17 protein-coding genes are annotated in these 22,600 nt (G+C 39.7%); 2 read left to right on the top strand and 15 right to left on the bottom strand.

Translation table 11 applies throughout. The annotated features are described in order from the left end of the window. The 5 genes from secD to queA form a co-directional block, all read right to left on the bottom strand. Positions 1–1,854 carry a protein translocase subunit SecD gene (gene secD / locus HR060_RS08930; RefSeq protein WP_174199959.1) on the bottom strand — a complete coding sequence of 618 codons (1,854 nt, stop codon included), beginning with the start codon at positions 1,852–1,854 and terminating at the stop codon, positions 1–3. A gap of 25 nt (positions 1,855–1,879) precedes the next feature. Next, positions 1,880–2,218 carry a preprotein translocase subunit YajC gene (gene yajC, locus HR060_RS08925; protein WP_174199958.1) on the bottom strand — a complete coding sequence of 113 codons (339 nt, stop codon included), beginning with the start codon at positions 2,216–2,218 and terminating at the stop codon, positions 1,880–1,882. A 39-nt stretch (positions 2,219–2,257) separates the two neighbouring features. After that, the gene (gene tgt / locus HR060_RS08920; protein ID WP_174199957.1) at positions 2,258–3,385 is read right to left on the bottom strand and encodes a tRNA guanosine(34) transglycosylase Tgt; all 1,128 of its coding nucleotides are present in this window, start codon (positions 3,383–3,385) and stop codon (positions 2,258–2,260) included. 188 nt (positions 3,386–3,573) lie between these two features. Beyond that, positions 3,574–5,817, bottom strand: coding sequence for a DUF6351 family protein (locus tag HR060_RS08915; protein ID WP_174199956.1), 2,244 nt, complete (start codon positions 5,815–5,817; stop codon positions 3,574–3,576). Positions 5,818–5,978: 161 nt separating this feature from the next. Continuing rightward, on the bottom strand, positions 5,979–7,025 hold the full coding sequence (queA, locus tag HR060_RS08910; RefSeq protein ID WP_174199955.1) for a tRNA preQ1(34) S-adenosylmethionine ribosyltransferase-isomerase QueA: 1,047 nt from the start codon (positions 7,023–7,025) through the stop codon (positions 5,979–5,981). A 602-nt stretch (positions 7,026–7,627) separates the two neighbouring features. Here queA and infA point away from each other — a divergent pair. Then, the gene (gene infA, locus HR060_RS08905; protein WP_174199954.1) at positions 7,628–7,846 is read left to right on the top strand and encodes a translation initiation factor IF-1; all 219 of its coding nucleotides are present in this window, start codon (positions 7,628–7,630) and stop codon (positions 7,844–7,846) included. Between the two features lie 70 nt (positions 7,847–7,916). Here infA and clpA read toward each other — a convergent pair whose 3' ends face one another. Both clpA and clpS read right to left on the bottom strand, forming a co-directional pair. Further along, positions 7,917–10,181, bottom strand: a complete 2,265-nt coding sequence (clpA, locus tag HR060_RS08900; protein ID WP_174199953.1) for an ATP-dependent Clp protease ATP-binding subunit ClpA — start codon at positions 10,179–10,181, stop codon at positions 7,917–7,919. A 42-nt stretch (positions 10,182–10,223) separates the two neighbouring features. After that, positions 10,224–10,544 (bottom strand): ATP-dependent Clp protease adapter ClpS, encoded by a 321-nt coding sequence (clpS, locus tag HR060_RS08895; protein WP_174199952.1) that lies wholly within the window; start codon positions 10,542–10,544, stop codon positions 10,224–10,226. 205 nt (positions 10,545–10,749) lie between these two features. Here clpS and cspD point away from each other — a divergent pair, with 205 nt between their 5' ends. Continuing rightward, on the top strand, positions 10,750–10,965 hold the full coding sequence (gene cspD / locus HR060_RS08890) for a cold shock domain-containing protein CspD (protein WP_174199951.1): 216 nt from the start codon (positions 10,750–10,752) through the stop codon (positions 10,963–10,965). 74 nt (positions 10,966–11,039) lie between these two features. Here cspD and HR060_RS08885 read toward each other — a convergent pair whose 3' ends face one another. The 8 genes from HR060_RS08885 to glgX form a co-directional block, all read right to left on the bottom strand. After that, on the bottom strand, positions 11,040–11,732 hold the full coding sequence (locus HR060_RS08885; RefSeq protein ID WP_174199950.1) for an SIMPL domain-containing protein: 693 nt from the start codon (positions 11,730–11,732) through the stop codon (positions 11,040–11,042). A 69-nt stretch (positions 11,733–11,801) separates the two neighbouring features. Then, positions 11,802–13,031, bottom strand: a complete 1,230-nt coding sequence (locus HR060_RS08880) for a nucleoside recognition domain-containing protein (protein ID WP_174199949.1) — start codon at positions 13,029–13,031, stop codon at positions 11,802–11,804. A 28-nt stretch (positions 13,032–13,059) separates the two neighbouring features. After that, positions 13,060–16,107, bottom strand: coding sequence for a D-2-hydroxyglutarate dehydrogenase YdiJ (ydiJ, locus tag HR060_RS08875; RefSeq protein WP_174199948.1), 3,048 nt, complete (start codon positions 16,105–16,107; stop codon positions 13,060–13,062). A 150-nt stretch (positions 16,108–16,257) separates the two neighbouring features. Further along, positions 16,258–17,601 (bottom strand): class II 3-deoxy-7-phosphoheptulonate synthase, encoded by a 1,344-nt coding sequence (locus HR060_RS08870; RefSeq protein ID WP_174199947.1) that lies wholly within the window; start codon positions 17,599–17,601, stop codon positions 16,258–16,260. Between the two features lie 142 nt (positions 17,602–17,743). Further along, positions 17,744–18,253, bottom strand: a complete 510-nt coding sequence (locus HR060_RS08865) for a low molecular weight protein-tyrosine-phosphatase (protein WP_217434897.1) — start codon at positions 18,251–18,253, stop codon at positions 17,744–17,746. A gap of 16 nt (positions 18,254–18,269) precedes the next feature. Continuing rightward, the gene (locus HR060_RS08860; protein ID WP_174199946.1) at positions 18,270–18,740 is read right to left on the bottom strand and encodes a low molecular weight protein-tyrosine-phosphatase; all 471 of its coding nucleotides are present in this window, start codon (positions 18,738–18,740) and stop codon (positions 18,270–18,272) included. 101 nt (positions 18,741–18,841) lie between these two features. After that, positions 18,842–20,371: an NADP-dependent phosphogluconate dehydrogenase gene (gndA, locus tag HR060_RS08855; RefSeq protein WP_174199945.1), complete on the bottom strand. Its 1,530-nt coding sequence runs from the start codon at positions 20,369–20,371 to the stop codon at positions 18,842–18,844. A 90-nt stretch (positions 20,372–20,461) separates the two neighbouring features. Further along, positions 20,462–22,579 (bottom strand): glycogen debranching protein GlgX, encoded by a 2,118-nt coding sequence (glgX, locus tag HR060_RS08850; protein ID WP_174199944.1) that lies wholly within the window; start codon positions 22,577–22,579, stop codon positions 20,462–20,464. Positions 22,580–22,600: the final 21 nt, after the last annotated feature.

Raw genomic sequence — 22,600 nt, 5'->3', positions numbered from 1 at the left:
TTAAATTGAAAGTTTATTCACACGGCGACCGCCGTAGACTAAGTTAATCACAGCACGTGTGCCCACAATTGCAGTGAACATTGACGTAGCAATACCAATTGCTAGAGTCACTGAGAAGCCTTTAATCGGGCCAGTACCTACTGCGAATAAGATAACCGCGGCGATGAACGTAGTAATATTTGCATCAGCAATTGTCGAGAATGCAGATTCATAACCTTTATGGATAGCCTGCTGAGGACCTCGACCATCTCTAATTTCTTCTCGTATACGCTCAAATATCAATACATTGGCATCGACTGCCATACCGACTGTTAAAACAATACCTGCCATACCCGGTAAAGTCAGCGTGGCGCCTGGGATCATCGACATCACACCGACAATCAATACTAAGTTAAGCCCTAGTGCTAGGTTAGCAACTAAACCAAAACCTCTATAGTAAATAGACATGAAGACTAATACTGCACAGAAGCCCCAAATAATAGCCTGCATACCTAAATCGATATTCTCTTGACCTAAGCTTGGACCTACAGTGCGCTCTTCAACAATTTGAATTGGCGCAATTAACGCACCTGCTTTAAGTAATAAAGCTAAATCACGTGCTTCTTGTGGCGAACCCGCACCTGTAATTCGGAAGCTTCGACCAAGACGTGCTTGAATGGTTGCGACACTGATAACTTCAGCATTTTTCTTAAATACTGGGTTACCATCTTTGTCACGTTTACCCGTTGGCTTGTATTCAATGAATAACGTTGCCATAGGTTTGCCGATTGCATCTTTTGTAGCACGAGAAAAGATATTACCGCCTTTTGAATCAAGATCGATATTCACTTGCGGCTGACCATTTTCATCAAAGCTTGAAGCAGCATCAATGATATGATCACCTGTCAGCATAACGCGGCGCTTTAATAAAACGGGGGCTTGGTTATCTCTTTCATAGAAAAGCTCAGAGCCTGCTGGTACTCGTCCAGCCACTGCACTTCTAACGTCGCCATCTTGATCAACCATACGGAACTCAAGTGTCGCAGTAGCACCTAAAATGCGCTTAGCTTGTGCGGTATCTTGAACACCAGGTAACTCAACAACAATTCGGTCTGAACCTTGTTTCATAACCAATGGCTCAGCAACACCGATAGCATTGACACGATTACGTAAAATAGTAATGTTTTGTTGAAGCGAGCTTTCTTTGATTTCTTTAACTTTTTGTTCAGACATCACAGCCGTCAAAAAGAAACCACCATCAGTGCTATCGTCAATAACAAGATCAGCATGCTTTTTCTTAATTACGCGTTTAGCTGCATCCAATGTCATTTCATCTTTAAAAGCAACCTGAACACCATTTTTGTATTCAGAAATGCGGCTATAGCGGATTTTCTCTTCACGTAAATCTGAACGGAAAGCTGAAACGCGCTCTTCTTGCGCTTTTTTCAACGCTACGCTCATATCTACTTCCATTAAGAAGTGAACACCACCACGTAGGTCAAGACCTAGTTTCATTGGTGTCCCGCCTAAACCAGCTAACCAGTCAGGTGTAGAAGGGGCTAGATTAAGTGCTATGATGTATTGCTCACCGAACTTTTGGTTCAGCACTTCTTTTGCGCGTAATTGCACTTCAGTATCGTTGAAGCGAATTTCAATTTGTTTATTGATGAGAGCGCTTGATTTAGTTTGCAGTGAATGAGCAGCAAGCTCCTCATTCACTTCATCTAAATCGGCTAGCTGTAACTCTGCACCACGTAAGCCTTGAATCTGTAATGCAGGATCTTCTCCATACAGATTTGGTAAGGCATAAAGGAAACCAACACTAATGATCACCATTAGCATTAAGTATTTCCACAATGGGTAACGGTTTAACACAGGACTATCCTATTTATAATTGTTTTTATACAGACTTGATTGTGCCTTTCGGTAATACTGCTGTGACTGCGTTCTTTTGAACTTTAACTTCGAACTGGTCATCTAATGCAACCAAAATGAAGTCATTTTCTTCGCTTACTTTAACAATCTTGCCAAGTAAACCACCTTGCGTTAGTACTTCATCACCTTTTGATAATGAAGTCACTAAATCTTTATGCTCTTTTACACGCTTAGCTTGCGGACGGTAAAGTAAGAAATAAAAAACTAAAACCATTGCACCTAACATGATTAAGCTCATAAAGCTTCCACCTTGTTGTGGCGCACCTGCTTCATTTGCATAAGCAGCAGCGATGAAGAAATCCATATTGTTCCCCTAAACTAAAATTATATTGAATTCTAAAAATTAATTGTCAGTATCTTTCAACGGTGGCACAGGTAAATCACGGGCAGCGTAAAACGCTTCCACAAATTCCTCGAGTCTGTGCTCTGCAATGGCTTCTCTAAGATCAGCCATTAATCGTTGATAATGACGCAAGTTATGAATGGTATTTAAGCGAGGACCTAATATCTCATTACACTTGTCTAAGTGATGTAGATATGCACGCGAAAAGTTTTTACAAGTGTAACAGTCACAATTTTCGTCTAATGGACGAGTATCTGTCTTATATTTGGCATTTCTAAGCTTAAGTACACCATCAGATACAAATATATGACCGTTTCGAGCATTACGTGTCGGCATAACACAGTCAAACATATCAACACCGCGGCGTACTGCTTCAACTAAGTCTTCTGGTTTACCAACACCCATTAGATATCTTGGTTTATCTTCAGGCATTTTATAAGCAACGTGGTCAAGGATATTGATCATATCTTCTTTTGGCTCACCAACAGATAAACCACCTATTGCATAACCATCAAACCCAATATCCGTTAAGCCTTCCATACTTTCTTCGCGAAGATGCGGATACATACCACCTTGGATAATACCAAATAAAGCATTTGGATTACCTTCATGTGCATCCTTAGAACGCTTAGCCCATCGCAATGAGAGTTCCATTGAATCACGTGCTTCTTTTTCAGTCGCCGGATACGGTGTGCATTCATCAAATATCATTACAATATCTGAACCAAGATCGCGTTGCACATGCATAGCTTTTTCCGGCGTCAACTCAATACGCTCGCCATTAATAGGTGAACGGAAGATAACGCCCTCTTCAGATATTTTGCGCATAGCGCCTAAACTAAAGACTTGGAAACCACCAGAGTCAGTTAATATTGGACCACTCCAGTTCATGAAATCATGCAAGTCGCCATGCTTTTGGATAATTTCAGTGCCCGGTCTGAGCATTAAGTGAAAGGTATTACCCAAAATGATATGAGCCCCAATATCCTTAAGCTCGTCTGGTGACATACCTTTTACGGTGCCGTATGTACCAACAGGCATGAATGCAGGTGTTTCTACCACACCACGTTCAAACACTAATCGACCGCGTCGGGCTTTGCCATCAGTTGTAATTTTTTCAAATTTCATTGCGTTTATCTTCGCTATCTTAATCTGAACAACCACCAAAAAAGTGATGTTCTTGTTAGCCTGTATAATACAGCTTTAAATGCTGAACAATTTGACCAAAATAGCGAGACAAAAGCAATTGCACGCCTGATATAAATAGTGAATTCATCTTTTTTGCACTGACTTTGCTCACTATTTATTCATAGACATTACTTCGCTCGAATAAATTCACTGTTAAGTGTCTCTGTATCCAAACGTTCATTAGTTGCTTGTTCTAACGCAAACATCTCAAATCTCAGATCAATAGGACGAGCGCTATCGCCCAAACTATAATCACAGACCCCAGTTTCAAATAAACGAGAGAGCTCGTCGGTCTGTGCCATGGTCATATTTTTCGGATAAAGACCTTTTTCGTACGCTTTATCAACCGAGATACGGTGACATTTAAAGATATCCCCAGCCCATGAATCACCGGCTTGTATCCTTGAATTACTAAATGCTGGGAACGTTTTCATACAGGCGCCTTTAATATTGCTATTTGTTGAATTCCATTCTCCATCCCAGACATGCTCCCCACTAGCAATCACATCACCGTTTTTATCAAAGCAAGTGTCAACAAGATCGTTTGGTTTTGCATCCACCATGGACAAATCGGGGTTCTGAAGTTTTTTCATCAACCATGTATCCATCATCTTAAAAGCGCTATCGACAGGATAGTGATCTTCATGAGCAACCCAAATAACCTGATTATCAGCATGACCATTGGCATTAATTAACCTCAACCTAGCTGAAAAGCTTGCCGACAAGTGATGCATGTCAAGCTTGTGATCGAGGTAATGACGCGTATCTATAATAGGTAAATCAGTCCAACCTAAAAATACCTGCCCTCCTCTATATGCTGCCTCAATGGCCTCTTTAGGGGCACTATACCTAGGCGAATATGGACGCAGTTGATTGATATTATGATTACTCCAGAGCGTTAACCATATCGGTAGTTTTTTCGCAGCAATGATTACTTTTTCTTCTTGCATTTGATGGGGGGGCTTCCAGCTACCAATTTTGCGATTGATATGCATGAACTCTTTAAAATTGATTTTACCTTGCTGAAATGCTTTTAAACCATACTGAACACCTTCATTGTCCCAAGTGATCTTTGCAAAATCATGTTGATCTTTGCCAAATAGCCAAACCATGTCTTGCCAATAACTCCAATGCTGGGACGCTTGCACATTATCACTATAAAAAGGTCTAATTCGGCCTTGTTTAGGATTATGAATAAATGAAGACTGAGCAAACCAGCCGTTAATACACTCGCTGTTACCTTTAGGTATAACTGGCGTCTCACCTTTTAATGCCTGATTCAGAGGCTGTAAGTAACTAGCTCTGAACGCTTTACCACTTTGAGTATTCGTTCCTTCAATAAGTTGCCTTTCCTCCCAATCTTGCCATCTTGATGAGGAACTAACATTAAAAGTGAAGTAGTTGTTTAATAAATCACAATCAAGTGCGTAAATGGTTTGACTAAGCATATCTGGGTAGGAGTAAAGCGGTATTAAACCATCCAGTACACCAGGTCTATTTTGCGCAATTAAATATTGTGCTAAACCACCACCTGAGCCGCCCACACCTACGGTGTAAATAGGCTCTCCGTATAAACTGATAAAATGGTTTTTGACTCGACTGGCTGTATCCTCTGCCAGTAACATGTTGTATGTGTAACTCGTTTGATTACCACTTGAAGATATCACGGCATAGCCTAATTCCAGTTGTTTAACCACTCGTTTAGCGATACTAATAGCACTTTGTTTTCCTTGTCTAAATCCTATGCCGCCACCGCCTCTAAATTGATAAATAAGCTTTTGATTCCACTTGGATTTTGCCAATCGCTGGCCCCATTCTGCTTTATCAATAGGCATAATATGAGTGTAGATAAACCGATTAATCACCCCGTGTTCCGCCCTAATCAATAGGCGGCCATCAATTACCTCACTCTGGTCACTTATTTTATAAAACTTACCGTCTTCGTTAGTTTGATAATAGAAAAGTTGCGTTTTAGCCATACAATCTTGACTGTAGCCGACGATGTGTTTTTTTCGATTTACATCTTTAAAAACAGGTACGCCGTAGCCATCTTGGTTGTCAACAATCGGTTGGCCTAAACCTGTATCTATGGTTTCGCAAAAGAATGGATATTGTTTAGGACCAGAATAAAGTGATTCAATTGGCCCCACGCCCCCTAGAGGAATTGGAAAAGAGAAAGTCTCTTCAGGCCTATCGACTTGGCTGATATGAGGATAAATGGGTAATAAGTAATTATCACTACTTGGCGGTACGGCATTAACTTGTCGCCATTCATATTTAGATGGCTCTTGGTTATACCAAAAATAGATAACTAATAGGCAGGGAACAGCAATTAAACTGATAACTACAACTGGTCGTAAACGACTCCACATACAAACCTCCAACGACTTCAAAAATAAAAAAGCCCGCGTGATGGAATGTATTTTTTGTCTTTATTTATATTTACTAAATATAGCCAAATAAGATCGTACAAGCGTGAAGAATCTTGTAAAGATAAGTGTCAGCTCTCGTTAAGCTGACACTTATCAAAGCGTTACGCTTTTTCTAAAAACATAGAATCGCCGTAACTGAAAAAGCGATACTTTTCTTCTATCGCCTCGTTATAAGCTTTAAGTATATTTTCTTTACCTGCAAAGGCTGAAACAAGCATAATCAGTGTCGATTCAGGTAAATGAAAGTTAGTAAACATTGCATCAACCACTTTAAACTTATAACCTGGATAGATGAAGATTTGAGTGTCATCAGAAAAAGGCGCTATCAGATCATCTTTGCCTTGTTCTATTGCAAATTTAGCAGCACTTTCTAAACTACGAACAGACGTAGTACCCACCGCAATAACTCGACCACCTTTCGCTTTTGTTTCTTTAATCGCATCAACCACATGTTGAGGTACCACTGCATATTCTGAATGCATGACATGCTCTTCTATAATGTCAACGCGAACCGATTGGAAGGTCCCTGCCCCTACATGTAATGTAACGAACTCAATTTGAGTACCTTTATCTTTGATTTGTTCAAGCAATGCATCATCAAAGTGAAGACCTGCCGTAGGCGCCGCAACGGCCCCCTTAACTTCACCATAAACAGTTTGATATCTCTCTTTATCGGAATCTTGATCTTCCCTATCTATATATGGTGGTAACGGCATATGACCATATTGCTCGAGTAAATCAAAAACAGGCTCTTCATTTAAGAACTTCAATTCAAACAAGTCATCATGGCGCGTGATCATTTCCGCTTTAATCGCACCCTCTAATAATACTTCAGTACCCGGTTTTAACGCTTTATTGGCCCTGACATGCGCAATGACATTGTGATCGCCAATTACACGCTCAACTAACACTTCAACTTTTCCACCCGAGGTTTTCTGCCCCATTAGACGAGCTGGGATCACTTTTGTATTGTTGAAGATAAGTAGATCTTTGTCGGTAACCAGATCAATCATTTGTTTAAACGATTGATGTGTTATCTGGCCGCTATCGCCATTTAAATGGAGTAATCGTGAGTCAGTTCGATTTTCAGTTGGAAAACGCGCAATTAACTCATCAGGTAAGTCAAAATTAAAGTCAGAGAGTTGCATTAGCTAATACCTGTTTAAGTCACTTTTAAATTGGCGGCTAGTCTAGGTATTGGTCATAACAAGATCAAGTCACTTTCGTTTTATACATGCTATTAATCATTTGCTGACTGTAAATTTAATAGTTCTTTAATCGATTAAGACTAAAAACTACATAATTTCATTTTTTCACCTAAAATACCTACCTATTCGTAATTTAATTACATAAAACAAAGTTAAATACATAAACAAAAGCAAAAAATAGTAAGAAAAATGAAATATTTAATAAATATTTAGCAATTAATCACAAATAAGTGTTGCAATATTTCAAGCCTTACCTATAATGCATCACATGATTTGGACATGTCCAAGTCCCCTTTGAAAATTGTTGTTATTGAGTACCTTATTTAGTGCTTGAGTGTCTTTATAGACATTTTATATGCCCGCTTTTTTAGTGGGCTTTTTTTTGCCTAAAATTATTTCCCCTTTCCAAACCCACGCAAACCTCTAAAAATATCGACTTAATGTAGAAAAAATCACCGTATTACTTTACATCAAGTGCCTGTTCAGGCATTATTCGCGCAATTTTTTTAATGCTGAAGATAAAAGCAGAGGTTATAAGCTGAATGGCAAAAGAAGATTGCATTGAAATGCAGGGCACAGTATTAGATACATTACCTAATACTATGTTTCGTGTTGAATTAGAAAATGGTCACGTGGTGACAGCTCACATTTCAGGTAAGATGCGCAAAAACTATATTCGTATTTTAACGGGTGATAAAGTGACTGTTGAGATCACTCCTTACGACTTATCGAAAGGTAGAATCACTTTCCGTCAGCGTTAATTCTTGCTTAAAGCCGAATATACTAAAAACCCCAGCAGTTGCTGGGGTTTTTTATAGCTTCGATAAAAAGTTAATGTGCTTCAGCTGATTCAAGCTCAGTTTCATATTCGAAAGATAAATCATCACCGTTCAAACTTATGGTGACATTACCGCCTTTGGTCAAGCGGCCAAACAAGACTTCATTAGCAAGCGGTTTTTTCAAGTGCTCTTGAATAACCCTAGCCATAGGTCTTGCTCCCATAGACTTATCATAACCTTTATTAGCCAACCACTCTCTGGCATCGCTAGTAAGCTCTAAATTCACACCTTTGTTATCAAGTTGAGCTTCAAGCTCTGCGATAAATTTATCAACCACTTGAACAATAATCTCAGGTGATAAGTGATTAAACCAAATGATATTGTCCAGACGGTTTCTAAATTCTGGGGTAAATGTGCGATTAATTTCGACCATAGCATCAGAGCTGTGATCTTGCTGAGCAAAACCAATTGATTTACGCGACGTTTCCTGCACACCAGCATTGGTTGTCATCACCAAGATAACATTTCTAAAATCGGCTTTTCGACCGTTGTTATCAGTTAACGTGCCATGATCCATGACTTGCAGCAAAATATTAAAAACATCTGAATGTGCTTTTTCAATTTCATCAAGTAACACCACACAATGTGGGTTTTTAATAACGGCATCCGTTAATAGACCACCTTGTTCATACCCAACATAACCCGGAGGAGCACCGATTAAACGTGATACGGCGTGACGCTCCATGTACTCAGACATATCAATGCGAACAAGCTCTAAACCCAGCACTTTGGATAACTGTTGCGTTATTTCAGTTTTACCTACCCCAGTTGGCCCTGCGAATAAGAAACTACCAATAGGTTTATTTTCATTCGCTAATCCTGAGCGCGCCAGACGAATGGCTGATGTTAATGTCTCGATAGCAGGATCTTGACCAAATACCATCATCTTAAGATTTCGTTCCATATTCTTAAGTACATCTTTATCTGATGCAGATACTGATTTTTCAGGAATACGCGCCATCTTGGCAATGATTTGCTCGATATCAGCAACACCTATGGTTTTCTTTCGTTTACTCGGTGTTAATAAACGCTGCAGTGCACCTGCTTCATCGATAACATCAATTGCTTTATCTGGTAAATGGCGCTCATTGATATATTTTGATGATAATTCAGCAGCAGCACGAATAGCTGGGTTGGTATAACGGATACCATGATGCTCTTCGTAGCGCGTTTTCAAGCCATGTAGAATCTTAGTTGTGTCATCAACTGATGGCTCATGAATATCAATTTTCTGGAAACGGCGAACTAAGGCTCTATCTTTTTCAAAGATCCCCTGAAACTCTTGATAGGTTGTCGAACCAATACATTTAACTTTACCGCCGGATAATAAAGGCTTAAGTAAGTTAGAGGCATCCATCACACCACCAGAGGCAGCACCTGCGCCGATAATCGTGTGAATTTCATCGATAAATAAGATGGCTTGCTCATCTTGCTCTAATTCTTTGAGGATTGCTTTGAAGCGTTTTTCAAAATCACCACGGTATTTTGTCCCTGCCAGCAACGATCCCATATCGAGTGAATAGATATGAGCTTGTGCAATGACTTCAGGTACATCTTCTTGAACTATTCTGTATGCAAGCCCTTCTGCAATGGCCGTTTTACCAACTCCCGCTTCACCAACGAGCAATGGATTATTTTTTCTACGACGACATAAGACTTGGATAGTGCGCTCTAGTTCTTGATCACGGCCTATTAAAGGATCAATTCTGCCTTGTTCAGCTTCGTCATTTAAATTAGTGGCGTATTGTGCCAATAAACCGCCAGATTCATTTTCTTCTAATGACTCTTGTTCTTCACTTGCAGAATTATCCATGCTGTCTTCATTTCGCGCGATACCATGTGAAATGTAATTAACAACATCCAAACGTGAAATATCAGCTTTTTTGAGAAGGAATACGGCGTGAGATTCTTGTTCACTGAAAATTGCGACTAAAACGTTTGCCCCCGTTACTTCATCTTTGCCTGAAGATTGGACATGAAAAACGGCTCGTTGTAAAACACGTTGAAACCCAAGAGTAGGCTGAGTTTCTCTTGATTCATCATCCTCAGGAAGCTGAGGTGTAGTTTCATTGATAAAATCGATAAGTTCAGCTTTTAACTTATCAACGGGCGCATTGCAGGCATCTAGTGCTGTTGCTGCCGCTGGGTTTTCGAGTAATGCTAATAATAAATGCTCTACAGTCATAAATTCATGACGGTGAATGCGAGCTTCACGAAATGCATTATTTAGCGTTTGTTCCAGATCTTTATTCAGCATAACTTACCTCAAAACTGATAGAGTGCGTAAATTAAGAAGTGATTAAGCTTCTTCCATAGTGCAAAGTAGAGGATGTTGATGCTCTCTTGCATAAGATGTCACTTGCGCGACTTTAGTTTCAGCGATATCAGCAGTAAAGATGCCACATACACCCTTACCTTCGAAATGCACTGTCATCATGATTTGGTTGGCTTTTTCTTCGTCCAATCTAAAAAAACGCGTCAATACATCAACGACAAAGTCCATAGGGGTATAGTCGTCATTATTTAATACCACTTTGTACATTGAAGGTGGTTTTAAAGCTTGTTTTCGTTCATCGAGGACGTCTTCTTCGAAGCTGTCGTACTGATTTTGTCTACTCATAATAAAAAATATAGCGTTTCAATTACGCTTTGCTAGGCTTTTTTTGTTTCTAAAAACTTTTTACTGATAAATACAACAATACGGGTCAAAAAAACTTGACTCAAGAATAAATTTATCTAAAGTTGAATATGTAGTTAAATTTACAAAAATCAACTACAATCTTGCTTAAAGGTGTAAGCTTCAGGTTATATAAAGGATAAGAAGTATGGCGAACGGTAAAGTGAAATGGTTCAACAATGCCAAAGGTTTTGGTTTTATTGTGCCAGATGGTCAAAATGAAGATGTATTTGCACACTACTCGACAATTGATATGGATGGCTACCGCACATTAAAAGCCGGCCAAGATGTTGAGTTTGACCTAACTGAGGGCCCTAAAGGTCTTCATGCAATTAATATTAAATTATCTGAGCAAGTAAAATAGTCTTTTCTTGTTACCGATAAATTAAAAAAAGCAGTTTTTTAACTGCTTTTTTTATGGCTGAATGATAATCCCAATCACTCTAACTTGTAGATAACTGTTATCTGAGCAGTCACTTCTTTTGAGCCCGGTTCACTAACGGTATCACTCATCAACATAGCACTTTCTCTAACCCTGTGTATAGGCTGCCCTGCTGACTCTTGAATCGACAGTACTTCAGTTACTTTCTTATCAGCAACTTTAGCCAAGCGATTCGCTTTTTCTTGTGCATTGCGTAAAGCCTGCTCTAACGCTTTTAGATAAAGTGTTTCACTATCACTAATTTGTGCATCAACACGCCCAATTCGATTGACACCTAACTTAACAGCGCTATCTAGCACAGCATCGATATCAGCAAAATCTCTTACGATAATATGAAATTTACGGCTAACAGTGAAACCAACTTGTACATAGTCACCTGTTTGGCGATCTCGTTCAGATTTCGGATAAACTTCTATTTGGTAGCTACTTATATCAGCATCTTTTAGCCCCAAATTTTTAAGTCTCTCGATGACCTTTTTAGATTTAATATCAACTATTTTTTTAGCCGCACTAACACTTTTATTTGTTTCACTAATATAGAGGTCTGCAATAAGCACATCAGGTTTTGCATTAATACTCGCATGAGCAGATACCTGTATGACTTGTTCATCAGCATATGCATAAAAACATAGCAAAGATAATAAGATAGTTATTGAGGTATAACGTGAATAGGTTTTAAGACGTTTCAATTTAATTCCTTACTTTTAAGTTCAGTACTTTTCATAGACTAGCAAAGAAATTAAATAGTTCAGTATGCGCTATCCATAAAAGATAAACGCCACCAAAATTGCGGCAGAAATACCTGCAAAATCAGCAAATAAACCACAGCCGATTGCATGCCTGACGTATTTTATTTTCACACTACCAAAGTAAACGGCTAGCACATAGAAGGTGGTTTCAGTTGAACCCTGCATGATTGCAGCTAATCGTCCGGCAAACGAGTCTACGCCGTGTGTATTAATCGTTTCTATCATCATTGCTCTTGCACCGGAGCCGCTGAGCGGTTTTAAAAAAGCAACGGGTAAGGCATCAACAAAACGAGTATCGCCATTAAAGAGAGAAACCAATAATCCAATTAGCGCCAACATGCTGTCCAAGATACCTGAACTGCGAAGCATTGCGATCGCTACAAGCATCGCCAATAGAAATGGAATAATAGAAACCGCTGTATTGAAACCTTCTTTCGCCCCTTCAACAAACTCTTGATAAACTTCAACACGTTTGAAATGAGCAATTGCTAAAATTAAAACGATAAAAAATAAAATTAGAAAGTTTGCACCGACTGATGAAACGGTTTCAAGCTGATGAGCGGTTAAGGTCATCAAATAAACAAAAAGTCCAGACATCAGACTGATGAAAAGTCCCAACACCATTAACATTTTAAGTCGAAATAAATTCAACTTTTGACAATAAGCAACCGCTAGAAAACCTGCTAAAGTCGATGCACAAGTAGCGAGTAAAATAGGTAGAAATACATCTGTGGGACTTGCTGCGCCCAACTGCGCGCGATACATAAATACAGTAATGGGAAAAAGCGTAATTGATGAGGTATTTAGGACGAGAAATAGAATCTGCGCATTAGAGGCTGTATCTGGTTTAGGGTTTAAACTCTGCAGTGATTGCATTGCTTTTAACCCCAGGGGTGTCGCCGCGTTATCCAGTCCCATCATATTAGCAGCCATATTCATCGTGACGTGGCCTAATGCAGGGTGACCTTTAGGTACTTCAGGCATAATACTAGAAAAAAGTGGGCTAAGCTTGTGGGCTAATTTTTGAATTGCTCCGGACTTTTCTGCGACTCTTGCAATACCCAACCAAAATGCAAGTAATCCAATTAAGCCTATAGCTAACTTGACACACAGCTGTGCCATATCAAAGATTGCCGTCAGCATACGCTGAAATATTTCAACATCAGCAACCACAAAGCCTTGATAGCACGCTGAGAGAAAAGCGATGCTAATGGTGTAAAACCAAATTTTATTTAACATCGCTCAACTGTCCTTGTATTTACTATCTCTAGAAAAGCTGTAAAAGAGCCTGTACTGGATGTTTTGGTTTGAACTGCTCGAAGCGTTTTACCTGAGAACGACATGAATAGCCTGTCACGAGTACTTCACTGTTATCAAACTGTTTGATGTTATCTTGCCAACTCATCTCATACAAGGCCTTAGAATTGCCCAGATGTGATGCTTCATGCCCATAAGTACCTGCCATACCACAACAGCCTACACTGATAGGTTTGAGCTCTGCGCCAAATTTCTGGAAAACTTGTTGCCAGAGCGCATGTGTAGTTGGAATAGCGGTTTTTTCAGAGCAATGGGCAAATAACTGGTATGTTTTATTGCTCATGTTAAGCTGAGGCAGTTCAATGTTAGATAACCACTCGTGCGGTAAAAGCACATCAAAGTCGCCACGTCCTTCCCCTAGTGTTTTTACGTACTCATCGCGGTAACAAAGTACCAGAGATGGATCGGTACCTACTAAGGTAATACCTAAACCTTGAACTTGTGATAAGAAATCTGCCCCGTCTTTTGCCGTTTTTGCAAACTTTGCTAAAAAACCTTTTACGTGTTCAGGTTTACCATTCGGTTTAAACGGTAATAACAACGGTGTATAACCAAGCTTAGTAATGAGTTTAACCCAGTCCGCCACTACATTAGCATCGTAAAACGATGTAAACGGGTCTTGAACAATAGCAACAATTTTACTTCTCTGCTCTTTTGCCATGGCAGATAGACGTGCTAAATCCCAATCTAACACATTCATTCTGCCCACTTGATCTTCAAGTGTTGGGTACGAAAGTAAAGGTGTATCTACATAACCCAATGTCTTTTTCAATAACCCTTTACTAATTGGATTATCAACAATTGCATTAACAAATCGCGGTGCTTTAGCCATTAAAGGTGCAGATTGTTCAATCGAACCGACTAAAAAGTCCTTTAATGGACGACGGTATCGGCTGTAGTAAACTTGTAAAAAACGAGCCCTAAACGTTGGGACATCAACTTTAATTGGACAGGCACTGGTACAGGCCTTGCAGGCAAGACATTCGTCCATCGATTGCATTACTTCGTGAGAGTAATCATACTCAGCGCGCGATTTTTTAGTGAAAAGTTGTTTAATAGGCTCAAAAGCCGAAAGTGTTGCTGAAGTCAGTTTAGTTTCTAACTTATCAAAGTCGACACCCTGATTTGATAGTTGGCGAAGCCACTCTCTCATTAAACCTGCTCGGCCTTTTGGTGAATGTCTTCTATCTCGTGTCACTTTATATGATGGACACATTGGGCTGCTCGTTTCCCAATTAAAACAAAGACCATTACCATTACAGTTAACGGCCGTTTCTACGCTCTCCCTAACCGTAATTGGAATTTGTTTATCGTAGAACCCGCGTTTTGTGTCATCAACTGAGACAAGGTTTTCATCTGAATCGATGGGGGTACAAATTTTACCAGGATTCATTCTGTTATTTGGGTCAAAAGACGCTTTGATTTTTCGAAGTTCAGTGAATAATTCCTCACCAAAAAATTCTGGACCGTATTCACTTCTAAAACCTTTACCGTGTTCACCCCACATCAGTCCGCCGTACTTGGCAGTTAACGCGACCACTTTATCCGAGATTTCTCTTAATAGTTTCTCATCCACATCTTCACACATATCAAGTGCAGGTCTTACGTGTAAAACTCCAGCATCAACATGGCCAAACATGCCATAGGCCAAACCTGTATTATCAAGTAAGGCCCTAAATTCGACGATAAAATCTGCTAAGTTCTCTGGCGGTACTGCAGTATCTTCAGCAAATGCAAGTGGCTTTTTCTTACCTTTTGTATTACCGAGCAAGCCAACCGCTTTTTTACGCATCGCGTAGATCGTTTGAATTGAAGGAAGATCGTAAGTAACTTGATATCCAATAACCCCTTTATTGTCTGCTTCAATAATTTCATCCAAGCGCTGACATAAGGCATTAATCTTCTGTTCGATTTCCGCTTTATCATTGGCATTAAATTCAACAATATTGATACCGTCCATGACTTTGTTTGGCACATCTTCAATCAAATGGCTAACAGAATGCCAGATGATATCTTCACGAGCTAAATTCAAAACCGTACTATCAATTGTTTCTACCGAAGTTGCGTGCGCTTGAACAAGAAATGGAGAGTTGCGCAACGCAGAATCGAAACTGTCGTATTTAACATTGACCAATGCTTTGTATTTGGCAATGGGGGTGACATTAAGCTTAGCTTCAGCGACAAAAGCTAATGAGCCTTCTGAGCCTGTGATGACACGGCTAAGATCGAACTCTGTCAATTCGTCATTAAAAATATTTTCGAGATCATAACCGGTCAAAAATCGATTTAACCGAGGGAATTTGTCAAGAATTTGAGTGCGTTTTTCAATACCCGTTTCCAGCAGTTGTTTATAAATTCGGCCGATAGTATTATCTTGACTCGCTCTTAGTTTTGCATCTTCAATTGCCAGCTTGCTACTATCGAGCTCAGTACCATCCACTAAGATAGACTTCAGTCCCAGTACGTGATCTGACGTTTTACCATAAACAAGCGAACCTTGACCCGAAGCATCAGTATTGATCATGCCACCGATTGTCGCCCTGTTACTCGTACTCAAGTCTGGCGCAAAGAAAAAACCATTTGGCTTTAAAAAGGCGTTGAGCTGGTCTTTAACAACACCCGCTTGTACCTTAACCCAACCTTCTTCTGCGTTGAAATCAATGATTTGATTCATATGACGACTCAAGTCGACCATAATGCCAGAAGTTAATGATTGACCATTGGTGCCAGTACCACCTCCACGCGCAGAGAAACGAATAGACTGAAACTCAGCTTTTGATGCGAGTTTGGTCAACATTTTCAAATCTTGGGTATTTTTGGGCAAGATAACCGCTTGAGGAAGGGTCTGATAAATACTATTGTCAGTCGCAACAGAAAAACGACTAGCGTAACTGGTTTCTATATCACCAGAAAACTTGCTTTCGCGTAAAGCGTTGATAAATGAAAGGTAGTCTTTTGCAATCGCATCGACTTCTGATAACCGTGGCAGATGAGTCATAAAGCGTTTTTATATTTACTTCGAGCTTATATTTAATTCGAAGTATATCAAAAAGCCGATCACCAAAAAACTAAAACTGTTTAGATAAATATACAAAAAAGCGCAGTCAGGTTGACTGCGCTTTTACTAGACTGCCTATCGGATAAAGGTTTAACGACCTTTTAATGACTCCGAAACAAGGAAAGCTAGCTCTAGTACCTGATCCGCATTCAAACGCGGGTCGCACTGTGTTTGATACGCCGTTGATAAGTCAGCGTCTGAAATTTGATAAGCACCACCAGTACACTCAGTAACGTGTTGGCCTGTCATTTCTAGGTGTATACCACCGGCATATGAGCCTTCAGCTTTGTGTACAGCAAAGAAGTGACGAATTTCAGATAAGATCGCATCAAAATTACGTGTTTTGTAACCCGTTGAAGAACTCACTGTATTTCCATGCATAGGGTCGCTACTCCAGACCACTTTGCGTCCTTCTTGTTGCACTTTACGCACTAACGCCGGTAGTTTTTCTGGTAAAGTTTCAGCTCCCATACGCGTGATTAACGTTAATCGACCCGCATCGTTTTCAGGGTTTAGTGCATCAATCAAACGAATTAAGTCATCTGGATCCATACCAGGACCCACTTTGACGCCAATTGGGTTATTAATACCACGGAAGTACTCAATATGAGCATGATCAAGCTGGCGAGTACGCTCACCAATCCAAACCATGTGTGCTGAGCAGTCATACCATAAATCAGTTAACGTATCGCGACGCGTTAGAGCCTGTTCATAGTTTAGTAACAACGCTTCGTGAGACGTGAATAATTGCGTCTCACGAATTGCAGCAGTATTGTCTGCTGAAATGCCACATGTTTCCATGAAAGTAAGCGTTTGCTGAATACGCTGAGCCATATCTTGATATTGCTCTTTACGCGGATTGGATTCGACAAAACTCATATTCCAGCGATTCACTTGATGTAAATCAGCTAAACCACCTTGTGCGAATGCACGCAATAGATTTAAAGTCGCGGCTGATTGATTGTACGCAGTTACCATACGGTGAGGGTCTGGAATACGCGCTTCAGGTGTAAAGTCAAAACCGTTGATGATATCGCCGCGGTAACTTGGTAATTCTACTTCACCACGTTTTTCCATATCAGCTGAACGCGGTTTTGCGTATTGACCAGCCATACGAGCAACTTTAACGATCGGACATTCACCACTGAATGTCATGACTACAGCCATTTGTAAAATGGTTTTAAACGTATCTCTTATTTTAGGTGCATTAAATTCACTAAAGGATTCAGCACAATCACCACCTTGTAATAAAAACGCTTTGCCATTTGCAACATCGGCAAGGCTCCTGCGTAAATCACGAATTTCTTCTGCAAATACAAGTGGTGGGTACTTAGCTAATTGTGCTTCTACCTCAGCTACTTGCTGTGCATCGGGATAGGTTGGCTGTTGTAAAATTGGGAAATTACGCCAGCTCTCTGGTGACCATTGAGACACTGATTTTTGTCCTCTAGTTAGTTATTGATATAAGAACCAAGGAAACTACTGAGTTTATGTTTCAATTGCAAGAAAAGAAGTGGATTGTCACATTAATAATTGTGGAAAGTGTAAATAATTATGTAAACTTTTTGAATAGGTATTAATTATCGCTCAAATTAGGTGTCATCCTGTTTTCTTTTAGATAATGGATGAGTCCGTCACTTGATTGCTCAATAAGGTCTAGCACTTTTTCAAATGCGGTTACACCAGCATAATAAGGATCGGGAATATCTCTTACTCGTCTTCCAAGTTTAGCAAAACTAAGAAAGTACTCGATTTTGTGTAATTGCTCGAAAGGACACTTAGCCAAAAGAGAATTAAAATTATTGCTATCCATCACCAAGATTAAGTCATATTCTTCAAAATCTTCTTTGGTTACACGACGTGAAGCAATGTCAGTAAAGTCATAACGTCTTTGTCGGCCGGCATCGACTGAGCGACTATCCGGGGGATTTCCTTTATTACTCGCATGTGTACCTGCACTGGATACTTTAAGCTTTAGACCGGCTTGCTGAGCTTTTTGTCTAAAGACAGCTTCAGCAGTAGTTGAGCGACAAATATTGGCGTAACAAATAAATAAGACTGAATTAACTTTTTCAGAACGGATCAAAAATAGCTCCTAATCACTACTTAATTTTATTGATTAAGCCATTGCAGGCATCTTCAACGAGATCTAATACGAGTTCGAAGCCCTCTTCTCCACCGTAATATGGATCCGGAACTTCTTGGTGATCAGGGTAGTTTTCAGCAAAATCTAAGAACAGATGAATTTTATGTTGGAAGTGCTCAGGGCATTCATTCATCAAATCATCATAGTTAGATTTATCCATTGCTAAGATTAAATCAAATGTTTCAAAGTCTTCGGTTGAAACTGCTCTGGCATAAAGCTCGGAGAAATCATAGCCGCGTTTTTTTCCGTGTTGAGCAGAGCGCTTATCAGGTGTAGCACCGATATGATAGCTTGCCGTGCCAGCACTATCATAAGATATAGGTAAATTAAGAGATTTAACTTTACTTCTAAATACAGCGTGTGCTGTAGGAGAACGGCAAATATTGCCTAGACATACAAATAGAACAGCGTTGATAACATTCCCCATCAAATTAATATCCTTATTATAAAAACATATTAATACTACAAATAATGGTCGTTAAAAAGATAAAACCCCAAAGGATTTTGGGGTTTTATTATTAAATTAAGCTATTTAAGTTCTTGAAGTGGTCTATCAGGTAAACTCCATTCGATATGGAAGTTACTTGATGACTTTTGATCTACGCGTTTAAACGTATGTGCACCAAAGAAATCACGCTGACCTTGCAATAAGTTAGCAGGTAAGGTTTCTGTACGATAAGAATCAAAATAAGATAATGCAGATGTCATACTCGGCATCGGAATACCAAATTTCATACCGTCGATAAGTGCTTCGCGCCATGCAGCTTGAGAATTATTTAATTGCTCAGCAAAGAACGAATCGAGTAATAAGTTATCTAAGTTTTCATCTCGGTTGTAAGCGTCAGTGATCGACTGTAAAAATACCGCACGAATAATACAGCCAGCACGCCAGATTTTAGCAATTGCAGCAAAGTCTAAATCCCAGTTGTGCTCAGCTGCAGCCATTTTCATTAAATCAAAACCTTGCGCATATGCACAAATCTTTGAGCAGTAAACAGCGTCGTGTAAACGAGCAATGGCGGCTTGTTTCTCTTCTTCAGAGATCGCATCAACCTTAGGACCGGATAGAATCGCTGCAGCTTTTACACGCTGAGTTTTTAGTGATGACAATGCACGCGCGTAAACCGCTTGGGCAATAGTGGTCGCAGGAGTACCAATTTGAAGACTACTCACCGCAGTCCAAAGGCCTGTACCTTTTTGACCCGCTGTATCTAAAATTACGTCGACAATTGGCTTACCTGTTAATGGGTCATCTTGTTCAAGTACTTCCGCAGATATTTCAATTAAGTAGCTGTTAAGCGGACCTTTATTCCATTCACGGAACGTACTTGCAATCTCTTTTGGAGACATACCCAAGGCTTCGCGAAGAAAATGATAAGCTTCACAGATAAGCTGCATATCAGCATATTCAATGCCATTGTGAACCATTTTCACATAATGGCCTGAACCCGCAGGACCGATATAACAAGCACATGGATCACCTTCTTTAACAGGCTGTCCTGGTGTTCTATTTTCTAATGGCAAACCTGTCTCAGGATCAACTTTAGCCGAAATAGCTTGTAACACAGGTTCAATTCGACTCCATGCGTAGCGATCACCACTTGGCATTAATGATGGGCCAAAGCGAGCACCTACTTCACCACCTGATACAGCCGTAGTAAAGAAGATAAACTTGCCTTTATAGCTTGCTTCACGTTCAACTGTATCTGACCATAAACTGTTACCCGTATCAACAACGATATCATCAGGCTGTAAACCTGCACCAATTAAGTTTTCACAAACTGAGTCAACAGCAGCACCTGCAGGTACAGATAGGATAATTAGATGTGGTTTTTTAAGTTTGTTTAATAACTCAGTAAAAGAGCTACATGCGAAGATTCGCTGGGCTTGTTCGCCTCGTTCCGCTTCATCTTGCGCTAAAATGGCATCAATTTTTGCGTGGTCTAAATCAAATGCAGCAACAGAATAACCATTGTCAGCTAAGTTTAAACCTAAGTTTTTACCCATTACACCTAGGCCAACAAGGCCAATGTCACATAGAGGTGTCGAATTCGACATAGAGATGATCCTTTAAAGTTGTAAAGGTTATGGGGCTTATTTGCCCCAATATTAATCAAGTTGCTCTTCGCAAAGTGCCGTGAGTATACATTAGCTAGCCTCAGGTTTAAAACGCCAAGACAGCAAACTCATACTTTTTGGGTGTAATTTGTATCGATTTTCTACCAGCTTTTCTTGACTGGACAAATATGTATCAACATGTGTATCAAATTCACACTGCCATTTATCAACATGACTGAGTACAGGTAATTGATATTCTTTAGAATAATTTGATGCGTTCAGTATTAGTAAAAAGGCTTCATCCACTGCTTGCGTTTTCTTATCGGTTGATGTCATTAATATCATTATGTGTTGACGGTCACCTTGATTCCAATCTGAATCAGCCATAGGTTGACCCAATTCTGTAAACCAGAAAACGTGATGAGAAAGTGCATTTCCGTAATAGGTATCATCGTCAAGTGATAAAGAATGTAACAAAGCACTTGAATGTCTCAGTTTAATCAGCTTTTGTACAAATTCTAACTGGCTTTTATGCTCAGATTTAATTTGCCAATTTAACCAACTTATCGTGTTATCTTGACAATAGGCATTGTTATTTCCCAGTTGGCTACGACCAATTTCATCACCTGCCAATAAATGAGGCGTACCTTGTGATAAAAATAAAGTAGCTAGCAAATTGCGTTTGTGTTTTTCACGAGATTTACGAATGGCTTTATCATGTGTCGGACCTTCTATACCATTATTAAATGATAAATTGTGGTTATGACCATCGCGATTTTCTTCACAGTTAGCAAAGTTGTGTTTTTCGTTATAGCTCACTAAATCTTCGAGCGTGAAACCGTCGTGATAACCAATATAGTTAACGCTTGTATTTATGCTTCGAAAGCCTTTAACAAAAACATCTCGACTCCCCATTAATCGCGTTGCTAAATCAGGAAGCAGCCCGTGATCGCCTATCCAAAACCCTTTTACAGTATCTCTAAATTTGTCATTGCATTCATGCCAATTAGGAGGGAACTGCCCTAGCCTGTAACCGCCGTACCCAATATCCCATGGCTCTGCGATAAGCTTAACCTGACTCAAAACAGGATCTTGGAATAACACTTTAAAAAATGCTGAATAATTATCAAATTCATTGCCTTCACGAGCTAAACTAACCGCGAGATCAAATCTAAAACCATCCACTTGCATTTCTTCAACCCAATAACGCAATGAAGCGGTCACCATTTGCAATACATAAGGGTTATCTAAATTAATACTATTGCCACATCCTGTATTGTTGACATAGCGTACATAGTTTTTGTGTTCGCCATCTTGTTCAAAAAGGTAGAAGTTTAAATTATCAAAACCTTTGAACGATAATATTGGCCCAGCTTCATCAGCTTCAGCACTGTGGTTAAAAACCACATCGAGGATGATCTCAATGCCGTTTTTATGCATTTCGCGCACAAGTGTTTTAAATTCTTCCACCGCATTTGAAACAGCATACCTTGGTTCAGGACTGAAAAAGTTAATTGGGTTATAGCCCCAGTAATTCGTTAAACCAAGTGCTTTTAATCTAGGCTCAGACATAAACGCTGCAACTGGCATTAACTGCAAACTCGTAATACCTAAGTCTTTTAAATACTTAATTACTTTTGGGTGACATAAACCTAAATACGTACCTCTTTGTTCTTCTGGTACATCTGGGTGAAGCTGAGTAAAACCTTTGACATGCGTTTCATAGATGACCGTATCAGAGTCAGGAACTTGGGGTTTTTCTATTCCTTGCCAATCAAAATCACTATCGATTACAACCGATTTAGCCATCATTGATTGTGAGTCACCTTTATAGAGGCGTTCATTCCAAACCATGGGTTTAGAAAGTGCTTTGGTATATGGATCAAGTAACAGCTTATCAGGGTCATGTAACTGGCCAATATGCGGATTATTTTCGCCATAAACGCGATAACCGTACAATTGCCCTACTTTAATGCCTTTGACAAAGCCATGCCAAACCCGCCCTTTTTTGCCCGGTAAAGTTAAACGCCCTATTTCTTTTTCAGTGGTGTCATTGAAAAAACATAACTCAACTTTGGTAGCGTTTGGGGAATAAACTGCAAAATTGACACCGTCGCTTTCTACTGTGGCACCGAGCTTTTTCGCACTACCTTTTGTGATTTCGAATGTTGATTTGACGCGTGGTTTGCGTTTAATTGACTTAACCATAAAATATCCTTGTCGAGACAA

Source organism: Marinifaba aquimaris, assembly GCF_013328345.1.
Taxonomy (GTDB): Bacteria; Pseudomonadota; Gammaproteobacteria; order Enterobacterales; family Alteromonadaceae; genus Marinifaba; species Marinifaba aquimaris.
The sequence above is the reverse complement of the archived record's forward strand: the minus strand, read 5'-3'. Positions and strand labels throughout refer to the sequence as shown.